This is a genomic window from Solitalea koreensis (assembly GCF_900182575.1).
GTDB classification, from domain to species: domain Bacteria; phylum Bacteroidota; class Bacteroidia; order Sphingobacteriales; family Sphingobacteriaceae; genus Solitalea; species Solitalea koreensis.
On record NZ_FXSZ01000010.1, the window covers coordinates 1 to 17,800 of the forward strand.

The 17,800-nt window shown below is 36.5% G+C and carries 13 protein-coding genes; 8 read left to right on the forward strand and 5 right to left on the reverse strand.

Translation table 11 applies throughout. The features are described from left to right. Positions 1–170: 170 nt before the first annotated feature. On the reverse strand, positions 171–1,559 hold the full coding sequence (locus FN756_RS12705) for a dipeptidase (protein WP_142604487.1): 1,389 nt from the start codon (positions 1,557–1,559) through the stop codon (positions 171–173). Between the two features lie 310 nt (positions 1,560–1,869). Here FN756_RS12705 and FN756_RS12710 point away from each other — a divergent pair, with 310 nt between their 5' ends. Continuing rightward, the gene (locus tag FN756_RS12710; RefSeq protein WP_142604488.1) at positions 1,870–2,646 is read left to right on the forward strand and encodes a fatty acid desaturase; all 777 of its coding nucleotides are present in this window, start codon (positions 1,870–1,872) and stop codon (positions 2,644–2,646) included. A gap of 119 nt (positions 2,647–2,765) precedes the next feature. Continuing rightward, complete coding sequence (locus tag FN756_RS12715; protein WP_142604489.1) at positions 2,766–5,027, forward strand: ATP-dependent helicase; 2,262 nt, start codon at positions 2,766–2,768, stop codon at positions 5,025–5,027. A gap of 144 nt (positions 5,028–5,171) precedes the next feature. Here the strand turns inward: FN756_RS12715 and FN756_RS14525 are convergent, their stop codons facing one another. Beyond that, positions 5,172–5,333 carry a hypothetical protein gene (locus FN756_RS14525; protein WP_185955281.1) on the reverse strand — a complete coding sequence of 54 codons (162 nt, stop codon included), beginning with the start codon at positions 5,331–5,333 and terminating at the stop codon, positions 5,172–5,174. Between the two features lie 119 nt (positions 5,334–5,452). Between FN756_RS14525 and FN756_RS12720 the strand changes: the two genes are divergently transcribed. From FN756_RS12720 to FN756_RS12740, 5 genes are all read left to right on the forward strand, one after another. Beyond that, on the forward strand, positions 5,453–5,881 hold the full coding sequence (locus FN756_RS12720; RefSeq protein WP_142604490.1) for a hypothetical protein: 429 nt from the start codon (positions 5,453–5,455) through the stop codon (positions 5,879–5,881). 549 nt (positions 5,882–6,430) lie between these two features. Further along, positions 6,431–7,180, forward strand: a complete 750-nt coding sequence (locus FN756_RS12725) for a DUF4290 domain-containing protein (protein WP_142604491.1) — start codon at positions 6,431–6,433, stop codon at positions 7,178–7,180. Positions 7,181–7,238: 58 nt separating this feature from the next. Further along, on the forward strand, positions 7,239–8,546 hold the full coding sequence (gene murA / locus FN756_RS12730) for a UDP-N-acetylglucosamine 1-carboxyvinyltransferase (protein ID WP_142604492.1): 1,308 nt from the start codon (positions 7,239–7,241) through the stop codon (positions 8,544–8,546). 58 nt (positions 8,547–8,604) lie between these two features. Then, positions 8,605–9,249: a LysE family translocator gene (locus tag FN756_RS12735; protein WP_142604493.1), complete on the forward strand. Its 645-nt coding sequence runs from the start codon at positions 8,605–8,607 to the stop codon at positions 9,247–9,249. 145 nt (positions 9,250–9,394) lie between these two features. Next, positions 9,395–10,576 carry a C1 family peptidase gene (locus tag FN756_RS12740; protein ID WP_142604494.1) on the forward strand — a complete coding sequence of 394 codons (1,182 nt, stop codon included), beginning with the start codon at positions 9,395–9,397 and terminating at the stop codon, positions 10,574–10,576. Positions 10,577–10,736: 160 nt separating this feature from the next. Here the strand turns inward: FN756_RS12740 and FN756_RS12745 are convergent, their stop codons facing one another. Further along, a complete protein-coding gene (locus tag FN756_RS12745; RefSeq protein WP_142604495.1) occupies positions 10,737–12,092 on the reverse strand; it encodes a pyridoxal-phosphate dependent enzyme in 1,356 nt (451 codons plus the stop codon). Between the two features lie 194 nt (positions 12,093–12,286). On the opposite strand from FN756_RS12745, the gene FN756_RS12750 reads away from it, so the two are divergent. Continuing rightward, positions 12,287–14,083 (forward strand): glycosyltransferase, encoded by a 1,797-nt coding sequence (locus FN756_RS12750; protein WP_142604496.1) that lies wholly within the window; start codon positions 12,287–12,289, stop codon positions 14,081–14,083. A 106-nt stretch (positions 14,084–14,189) separates the two neighbouring features. Here the strand turns inward: FN756_RS12750 and FN756_RS12755 are convergent, their stop codons facing one another. Continuing rightward, complete coding sequence (locus FN756_RS12755; RefSeq protein ID WP_142604497.1) at positions 14,190–16,166, reverse strand: OmpA family protein; 1,977 nt, start codon at positions 16,164–16,166, stop codon at positions 14,190–14,192. 162 nt (positions 16,167–16,328) lie between these two features. Next, complete coding sequence (locus FN756_RS12760) at positions 16,329–17,795, reverse strand: PorP/SprF family type IX secretion system membrane protein (RefSeq protein WP_142604498.1); 1,467 nt, start codon at positions 17,793–17,795, stop codon at positions 16,329–16,331. Positions 17,796–17,800 lie beyond the last annotated feature (5 nt).

The following is a 17,800-nucleotide window of genomic DNA, read 5'->3' on the forward strand; positions in this document are numbered from 1 at the left end:
AATGATCTGTGATTCGGTAAAATTGCTTTTTTTCATTTCCCTAAAGTTATAAACTACTACACTTATTATCGTAGCTGTTTTTGGGGAAGATTACAGAAAGACCTTTAAATACCCATTAAAGGCTAATAAAAAAGGCAGCTCAACGCTACCTTTTTTATTATTGAAGCTGATTATTTGCTCATTTCTGCAAAATGCTTAAAGAACAAAGGAATAGTTTCAATGCCTTTATAGTAATTGAACAAGCCGTATTTCTCGTTTGGAGAGTGCAATGCATCAGAATCAAGACCGAATCCCATTAGTACAGTTTTCAATCCTAGCTCTTGCTCAAATAAAGCAACAATTGGAATGCTTCCGCCGCCACGAGTTGGAATTGGTTTTTTACCGAACGTATCTTCTAAAGCTTTGCTTGCAGCTTTAAACGGAATGGAATCCGTTGGAGTTACAACAGGTTCACCACCATGATGCGCGGTTACTTTTACCTTAACCGACTCAGGAGCAATGCTCTCGAAATGTTTTTGGAACAAATTACTGATCTCTTCAGAAGTTTGATTGGGAACCAAACGCATAGAAATCTTAGCATTTGCCTTTGATGGCAATACTGTTTTCGCACCTTCTCCAATATAACCGCCCCAAATACCATTTACTTCTAAAGTTGGACGAATTGAAGTGCGCTCAATAGTTGAATAACCTTTCTCGCCCCATACATCAGCAATAGCAAGATCTTTTTTATAGGCATCTAAACTAAATGGTTGTTTAGCCATTTCAGCACGTTCAGCATCCGATAAATTAACTACTTTATCGTAGAAACCAGGAATGGTAATATGATTATTTTCATCATGAAGGGAAGCAATCATTTTAGCTAAAACAGTAGCAGGATTAGCTACTGCTCCACCGTAAACGCCTGAATGCAAATCACGATTTGGACCCACTACTTCAACTTCCATGTAAGCCAAACCACGTAACCCGCACTCGATTGAAGGAGTGTCGTTTGCAATCATAGAAGTATCAGAAATCAATACCACATCGCCCTTCAAACGCTCTTTGTTAGCTTTTACGAAAATGCCTAAGTTAGCTGAACCTACTTCCTCTTCACCCTCAATCATAAACTTAACGTTACAAGGCAAAGAATTTGTTTTCATCATCAATTCAAATGCCTTTACGTGCATGTACATCTGACCTTTGTCATCACAAGCTCCACGTGCATAAATAGCACCTTCAGGATGTTCTTCTGTAGTTTTTACTGTAGGCTCAAAAGGTGGAGTATGCCATAATTCAAGCGGATCGGCAGGCTGTACGTCATAATGACCATACACCACTACCGTTGGTAACGCAGGATCAATGATTTTTTCTCCATAAACAATAGGATAACCGGCAGTCGGACAAATTTCCACATTGTCGGCACCGGCTTCTATTAGCTTATTTTTTAAATATTCAGCAGTTTTTAGTACTGACTCTTTGTACTGAGGATCAGCACTTACTGAGGGGAAGCGAAGGATGTCAAACAATTCGTCGAGGAAACGCTGTTTGTTGGCTTCAATATAGTTCTTGATTGTTTCCATTAAAAGATAATTTTCAGACAAATATAGAACATCAACTGATAAAGAAACGCTTGATTTTACTATGTTTTTAATTAAGAAGAAAAACTGCCTAAAAAAACTCATCCATCCTTGAAAAACTTAAAAAAATAATCAAGTTTCATTTCTTTAAAATCAGAACAGAACCCTCTCATCCTCTATACTATACTGTTCAGAATAAATGCACATCGGGTTTCGCTTGCGATTGTCACCCAAATTAAATAATACTGATAATGCCTTATTACAATGTTATTCCGCTATCTTGCCAAAATTTAAAATTAAGTTTTGTGTTATTATGCTTGCGATAGTATTATTCTTTTCCCTCCATTGGTTTTTATCATTATTCTTCCACTCTTTCTTCTTGCATCGTTTTGCATCACACCAAATGTATACCATCAGTAAAAACTGGGAAAGAATATTTTATATCAGCACCTGGATCGTACAAGGTTCTTCCTTTTTGGTTCCTCGCGCTTATGCAGTAATGCACCGCATGCACCATTCTTTTAGTGATACGGAGAAAGATCCGCATTCACCACATTTTTTCACGGATGTATATCAAATGATGAAAAGTACCATTATTATTTTCCGTGGATTCTTAACGAGAAAGAATTTACCTGAAGCACAGTTCACTAAAGAATATTTACCAGCTTGGGATAATCTTGATAAATTTGGCCATCACGCCTTAACCAGGGTCACTTTTGGCTTACTTTACACTGCTTTTTATTTTCAATTTGCTCCTAATTTCTGGTGGTTCGTATTGCTTCCAATACATTTTATGATGGGCCCTCTTCAAGGCGCAATTGTTAATTGGTGCGGACACAAATACGGATATAGCAATTTTAACAATGGTGATCATTCTAAAAACAGTTCGCCATGGGGCATTTTATTGATGGGTGAATTGTTTCAAAACAATCATCATTATGCTAAAGACGACGCCAATTTCGCTAAAAAATGGTTTGAGTTTGACCTGACCTACCAGATTATGAAGGGATTGAATTTTGTGAAGATTATTAAATTAAAGCCTACAATTCCAATAACGACACAAATTGAACCATTGGTTGTTTTACAGTAACAGTTAATGTACTTTTAAGAATAGTCCATGGTTTATTAACTGTGGACTATTTTTTTACACACTACTTCAGCCCAAAAATGTAAAAGCTTAACTTAGCGGGCTTAAACTTTAGGTTAAAATTGAGTTATTTAGATAAATTAAATCCTACCCAACGTGCTGCTGCAGAATGCACTGAAGGTCCATTGATGATTATTGCGGGTGCTGGTTCGGGTAAAACTCGCGTTGTTACTTATCGAATTGCGCATTTAATTGATAAGGGTGTAGATCCATTTAATATACTTTCGCTGACATTTACCAATAAAGCAGCAAAGGAAATGCGTGAACGAATCACGGCAATTGCAGGTCCGGATGCGAAGAACATTTGGATGGGTACCTTCCACTCGATATTTGCACGTATTTTACGCGTAGAAGCCGAAAAAATAGGCTACCCCAGCAACTTCACCATTTACGATACCGATGATAGCAAAAGTCTACTTAGAGCCATCATCAAGGAACAACAACTTGATGACAAGCTGTACAATGTAAACTTCGTACTGAACCGGATTTCTTCAGCTAAAAACAACCTTATTTCGGTAGCTGAATACAAAAAGAATGAGCAAATTCAAGCTGACGACTTTTCTGCAGGCAGAGGAAAACTAAAGGACATTTATGAGATTTATGCGCAACGTTGCTACAAGGCCGGAGCCATGGATTTTGATGATTTGCTCTTTAAAACCAATATTTTGCTCAAGCAGCATCCTGAGGTACTTCACAAATACCAGCATAAGTTCAAATACATAATGGTTGATGAGTATCAGGATACCAACTTTTCACAGTATAATATTGTAAAGCGATTAGCTGCGGTACATAATAATATTTGTGTGGTGGGTGATGATGCTCAAAGTATTTATGCCTTTCGTGGAGCTACTATCCAAAACATTCTCAACTTTGAAAAGGACTACCCTGAACTAAATATTTTTAAACTGGAGCAGAATTATCGTTCTACTCAAAACATTGTAAACGTTGCCAATAGCGTAATCAAAAACAACAAAGAGCAGCTTAAAAAAGATGTTTTTTCAGAGAATGCCACCGGTGAAAAAATTAAAGTTTTACGCGCATTTAGTGATAACGAGGAAGGAAAAATCATTGCTGAGTCAATTATTCAGGAGCGCTCGGTCCATGGATTGAACTATCAGGATTTTGCCATTTTATACCGTACCAATGCGCAATCTCGTTCCATGGAGGAGTCTTTACGTAAGCTGAATATTCCTTATAAAATTTACGGCGGACTTTCTTTCTATCAACGTAAGGAGATTAAAGATTTAATCGGGTACTTCCGACTTACTGTTAATCCCAACGATGAAGAAGCGTTAAAGCGCATCATTAACTATCCGGTTCGGGGAATTGGAGATACTACCTTAAATAAAATCATTGCAATTGCCGGAGAACGTAACCTGAAACTGTGGGAATTGGTATCCGATTTCCATTTACATGTAACCGGACGTGGTGTTGAACAGGTAATGAACTTTGCCACCATGATACGCAGCTTTCAAGCCATGTTATCAACCCACAATGCGTATGAAGTTGCCGAACACATTGCAAAACAATCAGGCTTATTACGAGAATTACATGCTGATAAATCAATTGAAGGCTTGAGTCGTTATGAAAACGTTCAGGAATTATTAAGTGGTATTAAGGAGTTTAGTGAGCGTGAAGATATTGAAGATCGTGGCTTAGGGCAATTCTTGCAAGATGTTGCTTTACTTACCGGTGACGAGAATAATAAAGACAAGGACGATAAGAACACGGTATCACTCATGACTATTCACTCTTCGAAAGGTTTGGAGTTCCCACATGTCTTTATCGTAGGTTTGGAAGAAAACCTGTTCCCTTCGCAAATGTCATTAAGTTCACGTCAGGATTTGGAAGAAGAACGAAGATTATTTTATGTGGCTATCACCAGGGCTGAACGGAAACTTACCTTAAGTTATGCAAGTAGTCGTTACCGTTGGGGTTCGTTGAATAATTGCGAGCCGAGTCGTTTTCTTGACGAAGTAGACCCAAGATATTTAGATCTGGAATTCACCGCGAATAAACAAGCCGCAACTGCTTATAGTGAGGAAAGGGTTGGAGGTAAAGAACGTGCTGAATTTGCGGCAAAGCCAAAGATAATGGCTAAAACCACTCAAATGCTCCCTAAAGCGCATACCCCTTCACCTGATTTTGCAGCCAGTGACACCTCACAGTTGCAAGTTGGAATGGAGGTTGAGCACGAACGTTTCGGCTTTGGAAAGGTAATTAACCTGGAAGGCAACAAGCCCGACATTAAAGCTACCATCTTTTTTAAAGAGCTTGGACAGAAGCAACTTTTACTAAAGTTTGCCAAGCTCCGAATCTGTTAATAGAACAAATTCTGAAAGCGGCAGCAACATCAAATTGCTGCCGCTTTTTTTGAAAATGGTAATTTCCTAATTAAGGCTATACTGCAAAGAAAAAAGCCTTGCGATGTGCAAGGCTTCCATATCATTTGTACATTATATATTTACTTATTCCTTAACAACTTCCCACTTGGTTATTGGAAAAATCATTCCCACACTTCCTAAAATGCTGATATCTCCATCGTTGGCTACTACTTTCATAATTGCCTTGAATGTGTTTCCGTCTTCTTCTTTAATATATCCCTTATACACACTTTCTCCCACTGTCATATCGGAATTGAAATTACAATCGGTGGATTCGATTACTAGTTTCTTTATATCCAATTCTCCTTGAAATTCACCTTTTATATTAATGAGTTTCGGGCTATGAATCCATTTACGAGAAAGAATTGGAGTTTAACATCGTTAATGGAAAACTAATTGGAATTCAGTGGTATGACAATTCAAAATCAAAAGAGTCTTCATATTCTCAAGACCATAAAAGACTTCCTGAGTTCATATATAGTTCCATTAACTGGAAATTGGTTCCTGATTTAGGAGACAAAGAAATAAATGTAGCCACCTCTTTTTCAGCAGACAGCACTGGTCGTATTGACAGTGCAATTATACTAAGGGGCTCTAAGAATCAATTCAAGGCAGATAAAATTTTCGAAGATGAAGCCTTAAGGGTAATAAAATTAATTCCAGAATGGGATGTCTACTACAGGAAGGGCAAACATATTAGACAAAGCTGGATGTTCGTGGTTCGTTTTAGTGAAGATTCACGAAAAAAATACAGCCTGACTGAGGAAGAGAAAATTAAAATCCCTTCCGAATAACATCTATATATCGAAATACAATGGTTCATACAAGGTAAGAAAGGACAGCATTAGAGAAAAAAGCCCCCCTTGGAGAAGTTCGTTCTATAAAATCCATTTTGGACTGCCTGACAGCAACGTAGACGAATCAATTAGTCCATATAAATCATAAATTATTAATAGTGAATTATATACAAGTATTGCTCATTAAACAGTACAGATAACTTTCTAAATCTTAATTGATTAGAAAGTTGGACGTAAGATGTTAATGAAAGGAAGTAGAAAAGATTTTTGTGTAGTGATGAATTTTATGATACAGGGCTAATTCGCACACCCCTTTAAACACCAAAATTTGATATATTTACAGCCTAAAAATATCCCCAATTAATATCTCATATTTTTTATAAGTAGTATAACTTGGACAGAAGCAACTTTTGCTTAAATTTGCTAAATTGAGAATAGTAAACTAAAGTTGGTTTAGTTTTTAATCGTGATCCATAAAGTTTCGTTAATCCACGATCAGAAATTGTAAATTGTACCTTTAACTGAATTCACCACAATCTTTATTTCATGTCTAAACAACAACAGGTTAATCAACCTTTCGATTATAATGCAACTCGTGAACGTCTCCTTATGTCTGAATATGGACGCAATGTTCAAAATATGATCAACCATGTACTTACCTTAACTGATAAAGAAGAACGAAATAGATATGCACAGGCAGTTATCGAGTTGATGGGGCAATTAAACCCACATTTACGAGATGTTACAGATTTTAAACATAAACTTTGGGATCATTTATTCATCATCTCTGATTTTAAATTGGATGTTGATTCTCCATTCCCGGTACCTTCCCGCGAATCAATAAATGCTAAACCTAAAATGATCAGATATCCTGCTAATCATATAAAATTCAAACACTACGGTAAAACTGTAGAATATATGATAGAAAGGGCTAAGACAATCGAAGATCCAAAACGAAAAGCCGTATTTGTAGCCTCTATCGCTAATTTCATGAAATTGGCATACGTAACCTGGAATAAAGATCTGGTGAGTGATGAAACGATCATCAACGATTTGAAGCAGCTTTCGAATGGCGAACTGGAACTGGCAGAAAATACCAATCTTAACAGGGTGGACTATAAAACTGTTAGCCGACAAACCAGCAACCGTGATACTAAAGAATCTTCGGCTGGCGGCCGTGATCGCGACAGAAGCAGTAATCGCGGCGACAAGCGTGATTTCGATAAAAATCGCGGAGGTGGATTTCAACAAAACAATCGCAATCGCCAGCAAGGTAATAACAAACGTAGCTACTAATAGTTAATCTAAATAACAGCTACCCTATCTAGTATTAAACACACACTTACATATACAAATGAGCGCATTCGAAATTATCGGAGGTAAAAAATTAAAAGGAGAAATTACTCCACAGGGCGCTAAAAATGAAGCTTTACAAATCCTGTCGGCAGTATTATTAACAGATGAAAAAGTAACGATTTCTAACATTCCTGATATTGTGGATGTTAACAAGCTTATTCAATTGTTAGGTGATTTAGGAGTAGATATCGAACGCTTATCAAAAGACAGCTATACCTTCCAGGCTAAAAACATCAACCTTGATTTCATGAATTCTGATGATTTCAAGAAAAAAGGTGGAGGATTACGTGGTTCAATCATGATTGTAGGCCCGCTTTTAGCTCGATTTGGAAAAGCATTTATTCCCAAACCTGGTGGCGATAAAATTGGCCGTCGTCGTTTAGACACTCACTTTCTGGGTTTTGAAAAACTAGGTGCAAAGTTCCATTATGATGCCCAAGACAACTTTTTCAGCGTAGATGCAACCGACTTAAAAGGTTGTTATATGCTGCTTGATGAAGCATCGGTTACCGGTACTGCAAACGTAGTGATGGCAGCAGTATTAGCAAAAGGGGTTACCACCATTTATAATGCAGCCTGCGAACCATATCTTCAGCAATTATGCAAAATGCTGAACAGAATGGGGGCTAAAATTAGCGGCATTGGCTCTAACCTGCTCACCGTTGAAGGTGTAACGAAACTTGGAGGAACCGAGCATCGCATGCTACCGGATATGATCGAGATCGGTAGTTTTATCGGTCTTGCTGCGATGACCAAATCAGAAATAACCATTAAAGATGTATGTTATGAGGAATTAGGGGTTATTCCTGAAACATTCAAACGATTAGGAATTAAACTAGAGCGTCGTGGTGATGATATATTCATTCCTTCACAAGATGTATACGAAATAGATACTTTTATTGATGGCTCTATCCTTACAATTGCTGATGCACCTTGGCCAGGCTTCACCCCTGATCTACTAAGTATTGTTTTGGTTGTGGCAACTCAGGCTAAAGGAACCGTATTGATTCATCAAAAAATGTTTGAAAGCCGTTTGTTCTTCGTTGATAAACTTATCGACATGGGTGCTCAAATCATTCTTTGTGATCCTCACCGTGCAAACGTAATCGGACTTGGACGCAGAAATTCATTACGAGGTATTTCTATGACATCTCCAGATATTCGTGCCGGTGTATCTTTACTTATTGCAGCACTATCAGCCGAAGGCAAAAGCACAATATATAATATTGAACAGATTGATCGCGGATATCAGGATATTGAACAACGCTTACAAGCAATTGGTGCAAACATTAAACGCATAGACTAATATGATTAGGCAGAGAAAGCTACTCTTTTCAACTTTCTCTGCTTAAATCTAAATTTTAATGGAACAACTCTACATTTTCGCAATAGCTTTTATTGCCAGCTTTATAGGATCAATACAATTGGGTCCTGTCAATCTAACCATACTTCAAACTTCTGTAAATAAAAATTTCACGGCTGCTTTCTATGCTGCTGTGGGAGGTTGTCTACCTGAAATTATTTATGCGGCCATAGCTGTAGCCGGAACCAGTTTGATCGCTCCCGATGGCTGGTTTATGAAATATGCCGGTTTCATAATGGTTCCTTTACTATTGGGACTGGGTATTCATAAAATAAGAAGTAAATCAACGACTGAAGAAACTAAATTAGATCTCCCGGATTCTAAAGTTGGCGACTTTAGCAAAGGATTTATGCTTTCTATTCTTAATCCACTCCTGCTTCCTTATTGGAGCTCGGTATTAATTTATAATACCAGTTTGAATGTAATTTCACTTGACAATCCCATTGACAAAACTTTATTTGTTTTTGGAGCGGCTGCAGGTGCATTAGGTTTGTTGATGCTTTTTGCCTGGTTTGGTCATTGGAAAAAAGAGAAGATCAATAAACTTGTAAATGGCAATATTAATAAGTCTATAGGTTACATTTTCATCGCATTAGCAGGCATTCAATTAGTGGTTCTAATACTCAGATTGCGCCATTTAATTTAACCGCCTTTTTACTTTTTTGAGGAACTTTAAGTAATCATTCCATTTCAATTACAAACTGATTTGAAATAAATTAGTTACAAATGGCTATAGTTACATCTCATGTTATATATTTAGTCCCTAATTAAATACCATTTTACTATTCAATATGAACTTAAAAAAATTCTTAATTATTCCTATGGTTGGTATAGCTCTTGGTGCTAATGCCCAAGATGATCTTATCAACAAATTAAAAGATAACAAAAGTGCAAGCGGAAGATCGGGTTTTCAATTTACAACCGTAATAAATGCAGAGGCTACTTCAGTAAAAAACCAAGGTAGTTCAGGTACTTGCTGGAGCTACTCAACAAATTCATTTTTGGAGTCGGAAATGATTCGTATGGGCAAACAACCGGTTGACCTGGCCGAGATTTTTACAGCCCGTAATGCTTATATTGAAAAAGGTGTTAATTATGTTCGTATGCACGGAGCAATCAGTCTTGGTGACGGTGGCGCATGTCATGATGTAATTAATATGTATGCTAAATATGGAGCATTACCTCAAGAAGTTTATACCGGACTAAATTACGGCACAAAAACAAACAACTTTGCAGAGATGGGCTCATTAAGAGAGGCTGTTCTTGCTGCAGTTGTAAAAAATCCTAGTTTAACTCCAAACTGGAAAAAAGCATACACTGCAATGATCGATTCATACTTGGGTGAAGTTCCAGCTAAATTCGATTACAAAGGTAAAACATACACTCCGCTAACATTTGCAAAAGAAGTAGTGGGTATTAATCCGAAAGATTATGTTGAATTATCATCTTTCAGCTCTAATCCTTATTACGAAAAAATGACCTTAATGGTACCTGATAACTGGTCTTTAGATCAGATTTATAACATCAAAATGGATGATATGATCAATACCATTGATAATGCATTGAAAAAAGGATATACCATTGCCTGGGCAACAGATGTAAGTGAAAAATACTTTAGCTGGAAAAATGGTGTTGCATATGTACCTGCAACCAATTTTGATAATATGACGCCTGAGGAAAAAGCAACCATGTTCAGCGGCCCAAAACCAGAAATGGAAATTACTGAAGCAATGCGTCAACAAGCTTTTGATAATTACTCAACTACCGATGATCACGGTATGCAAATTACCGGTATTGCCAAAGATCAAACTGGTAAAGAGTACTACATTGTAAAAAATTCTTGGGGAGAAAGCAATGATTACAAAGGTTATTTGTATGTATCTAAAAACTTCGTGAAATACAAAACCACAGCTTTCTTATTACACAAAGATGGTATTCCTGCTGACTTAAGAAGCAAATTGAACATTAAATAGTCAAATCCTTGAATCGTCCTGAAATAGGTTGACAGATTTTATACTAATCCCGGTTATGCAAGTGACCGGGATTTTTGTTGGTAAACACTTTCTGGTGTTTTCTGTTTCGAAAAAAAGCCTGTCATATATTACTACTGACAGGTTTTTTTTATGCTGCGCATTAAAGATTAGAAATTATATCAAGTTGGGTAATAATATGGTATTTCCCATCTTCCAACCGAACTAAAACGGCCCGGTGACCATGGTTAATGTATTTTGTTACCTTCTTAATGGAATCATCACTACTAACTTCAGGTAACGGAGGTAACATTACATCTTCTACTAATGTATTAGCGTTGATATTCTCTCCCACTATCAGCCGAAACAAATGACTTTCATCAAGCACTCCTTCAAAAGCATTATTTTTTATCACCGGAATTTGAGAAATTCCATACTTTCTCAATTTCTCAATTGCATTACCTACCGGTTCACCTGAACCAATAGTTACAAGCGCAGCAGGATGATCTTTGACCAAATCTTTAGCTGTTTTAAACTCTTCTTGTAAGAAACCACGTTCTCTCATCCAATCGTCGTTAAACATCTTACCTAAATAACGAGTACCATGGTCATGAAAAATTACAACAACAACGTCATCCTTAGTTAACTGATCTTTTAATTGCATTAAACCTGCAATGGCCGCACCCGCTGAATTTCCAACAAAAATCCCCTCTTTTTTCACAATTTCACGCGTAAATAGAGCAGCATCTTTATCACTCACCTTCTCAAAATGATCAATTAAGCTGAAATCAACATTCAGCGGAAGAAAATCTTCCCCAATCCCCTCAGTGATATATGGATAGATTTCATTTTTGTCAAATATTCCGGTTTCTTTGTACTTTTTAAATACAGAACCGTAAGTATCAATTCCCCATATTTTAATATTAGGATTTTTTTCTTTCAGGTATTTTCCTGCCCCACAAATGGTTCCACCGGTTCCCACACCAACCACCAAGTGGGTAATTTTTCCATCTGTCTGTTCCCAAATTTCAGGTCCTGTTTGCTCGTAATGAGCTATCGAGTTCGACAGATTATCATATTGATTAGCTTTCCATGAATTTGGCGTTTCGTTTACTAATCTGGTAGAAACTGAGTAATACGAACGAGGATCTTCAGGATCAACATTCGTAGGGCAAACAATAACTTCTGCACCAAAAGCCTTCAATGCATCCACTTTTTCTTTTGATTGTTTATCAGTAGTAGTGAAAATACATTTATATCCTTTAATTATAGCAGCAATTGCCAAACCCATCCCCGTATTACCGGAAGTTCCTTCAATAATAGTATAACCAGGTTTAAGTTTTCCGGCTTTCTCGGCATCTTCTATCATCTTTAAAGCCATTCTGTCTTTTATTGAGTTCCCGGGATTAAAAGTCTCAACTTTAGCTAAAACAATAGCAGGAATATCCTCAACAAGTTTATTCAATTTAACCATTGGGGTATTACCAATCGTCTCAAGTATATTATTACAATATTTCATTCGAACTATTCTAAATTGGAGTTGTATATAACACTAAATTCCGCAAAAAATCTGCCTACTGCAACTGTTATTATTTTAAAGATCAGAGTTAAAATAATAAATACTTCTTTATCTTAAATAAATAGAAATTAATCTTGATATTATTAACTTAGACAGACATGTAGAAATCTAAAGAAAAACAAATTTCGCGCTTAATGGATGTTCATAAAAAAATATTAGTTGAAGTAGCCTGGGAAGTTTGTAACCAGGTTGGCGGTATCTATACTGTAATTCGTTCTAAGGCCCCTTCAATGGTTGAATTATGGGGTGATAATTATTGCCTTATAGGTCCACTCTTTCCCAATAAAATGCCCGCCGAATTTGAACCAACTGATAACTATAACGATGCATTTGGACGAGCTGTTTTAAAAATGCAGAAACTTGGATTAGAGGTCCATTATGGAACGTGGCTAGTTTCTGGAAAGCCCAAGGTCATATTAATGAACTTTTCGAAAGTTTATGAACGGCTAAATGAGGTGAAATACTTTTTATGGTCTAATCATCAAATCGATACTAAACAATATGATGAACTTGTCGATCAAACAATCGCTTTGGGAGAGATGGTTCGTATATTTTTAGAAAAATTATCAGAACCTGGAACAACCACAAAGAAAGTTCATGCTCACTTTCACGAATGGATGGTTGGTACACCAATACCTCAAATAAAAAAACAAAAACTTCCAATAAAAACTGTATTTACTACACACGCAACGCAGTTAGGCCGGTATCTGGCCATGGATGTTCCTGATTTTTATGACATTCTGCCTAAAGTAGATTGGCTAAAAGAAGCGAATAGATTTGGGGTACTTTCAAAAGTGCTCATTGAACGTGCAGCCTCTCAGGATGCAGACATATTTACTACGGTGAGTGATATTACGGCACAAGAATGCGAAATATTAGTTGGACGAAAACCTGAGGTCATAACACCAAATGGTTTAAATATTGAACGCTTCGTAGCCCTCCATGAATTCCAAAATCTACATCTCGAATACAAACAGAAGATTAACCAGTTTGTTATGGGACACTTCTTTCATAGCTATTCCTTTGATCTGGAAAAAACCCTTTACTTTTTTACATCAGGACGTTTTGAGTACACAAACAAGGGATTTGATATTACCATAGATGCAATTAATAGTCTCAATAAAAAAATGCAAAAGTCGGGTATTGATATGACTGTTGTTCTGTTTATCGTTACTAACCGTCCTACCTATTCTATTAACTCGAAAGCGCTCCAATCGCGGGCTATTATGGAAGAAGTACGTGATACCTGTACTGCAATCAGGAAACAAGTTGGCGAGCGTTTATTCTATTCCTCGGCTTACAATCCTGATCAGAAAATGCCTTCCCTCAATGATTTCGTGGATGAGTACTGGAAACTAAGATTAAGGCGAACCCTCATGTCCTGGAAAAATGATGAATTACCCTATGTAGTCACCCATGACTTAGTGGATCAGGAACATGACGCAATTCTTAATCATCTGAAAAGTTTGAAGCTAGCAAACGATAAAAATGACAAAGTAAAAATTGTTTATCACCCTGACTTCATCTCGTCTACAAATCCATTATTCGGAATGGAGTATCATCAATTTGTAAGAGGCTGTCATTTAGGCATTTTTCCTAGTTACTACGAGCCTTGGGGGTATACGCCACTTGAATGTATCGCCAGTGGAATTCCTACAGTTACAAGTGACCTATCAGGGTTTGGCGATTATGTACAAAATTATCTCCCCTATGAAGAAGCAAATGGCATCTACATGCTAAAACGACGCCATAATGATTATGCAAAATCAACCGAAACGCTAGCCAATATGCTATTCTCCTTCGTTCAATTAACGCGTCGTGAGCGTATAACACAGCGAAATGTTGTTGAAAATTCAGCCGAAAATTTCTCCTGGAATTACTTAATCAAATATTACATGGATGCATATAAGATGATCCTCGAAGATGAATAATTTTCGTTTCGCTAAGAACTATTTGATCAAGCCAAAAAATAAAGAAACCCGGAGTGCTTAAACACTACCGGGTTTCTCTTTTATTGGAAACGTTTTTTAACCTTGACTATTTGTTATTGGCTTGCATAGAAGTATTCACACGTAATACTTTAAATTCAGTTCTGCGGTTTAAAGCATGCTCCGCTTCACTACAATCACCATTATCACAAGATACAAGTGGTTTAGTTTTACCATAACCTTTTGCAATAATACGATTTGCAGCAACTCCATGAGCAATAATGTAATCAGCAATTGTTTGGGCACGTTTTTGAGATAAAGCTAAGTTGGCTGTTGCATCACCACGAGAATCAGTATGCGCGCTTAGTTCAATTGAAATTTCAGGATTTTCTTTCATAACACTTAACAAATTATCCAATTCAACTTGAGACTCAGGCGTTATTGTTGCTTTATTTACATCATAGTAAATATTATTCAAACGCTTAGTGCGATCAAGAACAATAGGGTCAAATTTTAAGTCAGCCTGTAAAGCATCTACAGAAAGTTTGTCTCCAGTATTAAGGCGTTGTTTAGAAGCAAAATAGTTATTACGCTTCATAACAATTTCATATTCACGATTAGGTTTTAAAGGCAATACATAATCACCCTTATCATCGGATTTGAAAGTTGTTACAGAATTGGTTTTAATATCCATAATTGAGATCGTTACTCCCGAAATTGGTAATCCAGTTTCCTTATTCATTGTACGACCTTTCAAAATATACTCTTTTTGAAACTGAGGAGTAATGCAAGTATAGGTGTAAATATCATCAGATCCCTTTCCATCAAAACGATCAGAAGCAAAAAAACCTTCTAATTTTACCTTATCAGGGTATTCAGGTACACTTGATATTTTAGTTACAATTAGTCCGAAATCATCTTGTGGAGAATTGATTGGGTAGTCCATATGAATAATGTTACCCCATTTATTTTTCTCAAAAGTAGCACGATAAATATCCAACCCTCCCATTCCAATACGACCATTCGATGAGAAGAACAATACATTATCACCCATAAGTGTAGGGAAACGCTCATCGCCACTTGTATTAATTTCAGGGCCCATATTTTTAAAAGGTCCCCATTCTTTATCAGGGCCCAATTCGCAATAATAAATATCACTGCCACCATATCCACCTGGCATATCTGATACAAAGTATAAACGTTTTCCGTCCGCACTACATGCAGGGTCTCCAACTGAATATTTAAGAATGGAGTTATATTTAAATGGTGCTGCTTCTTTCCATGCTTCTGACATAAAGATCTCGTTTCTCAGAATTGGTTTATTGCCTGTTTCAGGTGTGGTAATAAAACGTGTACGAGAAAAGAAAACTGTATTTTCACGATCATTAAATGCGGCACCTGCAGTGTGATATTCACCATTAAAGAAATCAGAAAATAAAGTAGGATTACCAAATGAGTTATTTTCCTTGTTGTACTCTACATAAAATAGTTTCAAGAAAGGTCGACCTGTCCAACCATAAACTTTATGATCATTTTTGTCGATATTTTTTTGTTCCCAAGGTCTATCAGAACTAAATACAAATCCTTCACGATACTTAACCAAACCCCAATCATCATAAGGAGTATTTAGTACATCATGTGGTTTTACTGTTGCTAATGAAACAGGATTACTCAATTGAGTAATGGCACTATCACAGGATGCCATAAGAAACTGAGCTTCACCCAATTTTCCATTTGCATAACGGCCATATAAATGAAATGCTTGTTTAGCTTCCATATACTTTCCGTTACTTAACAGTGCTTGACCGTACATTAAGAAGCTTTCTGGATTTTTACCATCGAATTGAACAAGTTTGGAGCTCCAACTTTCCCATTCTTTGTAAAGCTTCATTTTCTTTGAACACTCTGCAATGCGTTGCAGTGAAACTAACCTTTTATTAGACTCAAAATCCTTTTTGTATAAATCAAGGGCAGTAGCGTAGCTTAATTGCTCAAACTCTTGGTTGGCTTTTTCAAATTGAGCTTGAACTGAATGTACATCCAAAACAAACACCAATAAGAATAAAATTTGTAAAAATCGTTTCATAATAAAAAATTAAAGGTGAAACCGAATGCAAAATATAGATTATTTTCTTTTTTTTTAATACGGTTAGCTTTTTTCTTTTTAGTTGTGGTTGAATTTTATAAAAAATTATTACTCAAGTATATTAATATTCTCTAAATACTTCATCATTAATAAATAATTTTATTAAAAATAACGAGGTGATACCATCGCACCATTTTTACGTCTCAATTTCTTAGCTTTTTTTTCAGCTTCAACACGAGCTTTTTCCTGTTTTTTCTCGTAGTCTGATTTTGGTTCTTGTTGAGCTTCTTTCGTTTTTTCTTCACGAGCCTTTGCTACTTCTTCTTCAGCTTTGGCTTTTGCTTTGAGAGCTGCCTCCTCTTCACGCTTTTCACGTTCAAGTTTTCGAGCCGCCTCTTTTTCACGTTCTCGTTGTTTTTTAGCTTCAGCTTTTTCAAGCTGGCGTTGAGTACGTTCTGCAAGCTTCTCGATTTCAACAGCTTTATTCGCTTTGGCTTTAGCTTCAGCCTCGCTATGATCTTTGACAGGAGCCGGCTGAACCTGTTTTGGAATCTCTTTTGGTTTTTCTATCGTTTTTTCAGCTTCTTTTGGTTTAGGTTCCTTAGAAGCTTTCTCTGTTCTTTCTCTTGAAACTTTAATGCTATTACCCTTTGGTTGACGACTATGATAGGTATTTCCTAAAATATTACTCACATCCATAGTATAACCCAACGAAATTTCGTGAGAACCGGAGTTTAACCCTTGTAATGCATTCAAAGAAAAATCATAAGCATATCCCAATCTAATCTGTTCCCCAAGATAAAACTCTGATAAAAACACAACAGAGTTTGACCCAAATGTTGTGTTTTTACCTTCTGTTTTAAACAAATTTAACCCAGCTCTGTACGATGTTCCCACCCAAAATTTATCATGTAATAGTACAAACATATTCAAATCAAGAGTTGACAGCCCTTTTAACTCTTGCTTTAATAAAAAAGACGGTTTGAGCTTCACATTATCAGTAATATCAACTAAGCCTCCTGAAGTAAGATAAATATGTGGAGATCGTTTAGGTATAATTTGATTTTCTTCTACTGAGTAAACCATATAGGGCGACAGCAAATTTGTGGCAGACACTCCGGCATAAAAACGTTCATCATTATAATATACTCCAAACTTAAGATCAGGAGTAAATGCACTGGATTTTACTCCGGGCTGAAGTTCATCTCCTGAATCATCTACAATGGAATTTGTTCCATCAAGAGAATTATTAATAAAACCTGCACCCAATCCAAAACTTAAACGTGCCTCATCATTAATTTTTAACCGATAGGAGTAAATTCCAAATACAGCTAACGAATTTTCTATTCCTACTTTATCATTGTTGACTTGCAGACCCAACCCCATATTATATTGCATCATAGGAGCATCTACAGATAAGCTCATTGTTTTGGGGGCTCCTGGAAATCCAGTCCATTGATTACGATAAAATGTATGCAGGTTTAATTGTTCTTTATATCCTGCATAGGCGGGATTAACATAGAGTCCATTAAACATATATTGACTAAACTGCGCATCTTGTTGTGCAAACACAACTCTGAAAAACATCAGCATAAATACAGCATTCAGGAATAGAAACTTTCTTTTCATCACTC

Excerpts from the sequence above, each read along its gene's own strand:
- FN756_RS12705 (WP_142604487.1), bottom strand. The coding sequence starts at position 1,559 with ATGGAAACAATCAAGAACTATATTGAAGCCAACAAACAGCGTTTCCTC.
- FN756_RS12710 (WP_142604488.1), top strand. The coding sequence starts at position 1,870 with ATGCTTGCGATAGTATTATTCTTTTCCCTCCATTGGTTTTTATCATTA.
- FN756_RS14525 (WP_185955281.1), bottom strand. The coding sequence starts at position 5,333 with ATGACAGTGGGAGAAAGTGTGTATAAGGGATATATTAAAGAAGAAGAC.
- FN756_RS12725 (WP_142604491.1), top strand. The coding sequence starts at position 6,431 with ATGTCTAAACAACAACAGGTTAATCAACCTTTCGATTATAATGCAACT.
- murA (WP_142604492.1), top strand. The coding sequence starts at position 7,239 with ATGAGCGCATTCGAAATTATCGGAGGTAAAAAATTAAAAGGAGAAATT.
- FN756_RS12735 (WP_142604493.1), top strand. The coding sequence starts at position 8,605 with ATGGAACAACTCTACATTTTCGCAATAGCTTTTATTGCCAGCTTTATA.
- FN756_RS12740 (WP_142604494.1), top strand. The coding sequence starts at position 9,395 with ATGAACTTAAAAAAATTCTTAATTATTCCTATGGTTGGTATAGCTCTT.
- FN756_RS12745 (WP_142604495.1), bottom strand. The coding sequence starts at position 12,092 with ATGAAATATTGTAATAATATACTTGAGACGATTGGTAATACCCCAATG.
- FN756_RS12750 (WP_142604496.1), top strand. The coding sequence starts at position 12,287 with ATGGATGTTCATAAAAAAATATTAGTTGAAGTAGCCTGGGAAGTTTGT.
- FN756_RS12755 (WP_142604497.1), bottom strand. The coding sequence starts at position 16,166 with ATGAAACGATTTTTACAAATTTTATTCTTATTGGTGTTTGTTTTGGAT.
- FN756_RS12760 (WP_142604498.1), bottom strand. The coding sequence starts at position 17,795 with ATGAAAAGAAAGTTTCTATTCCTGAATGCTGTATTTATGCTGATGTTT.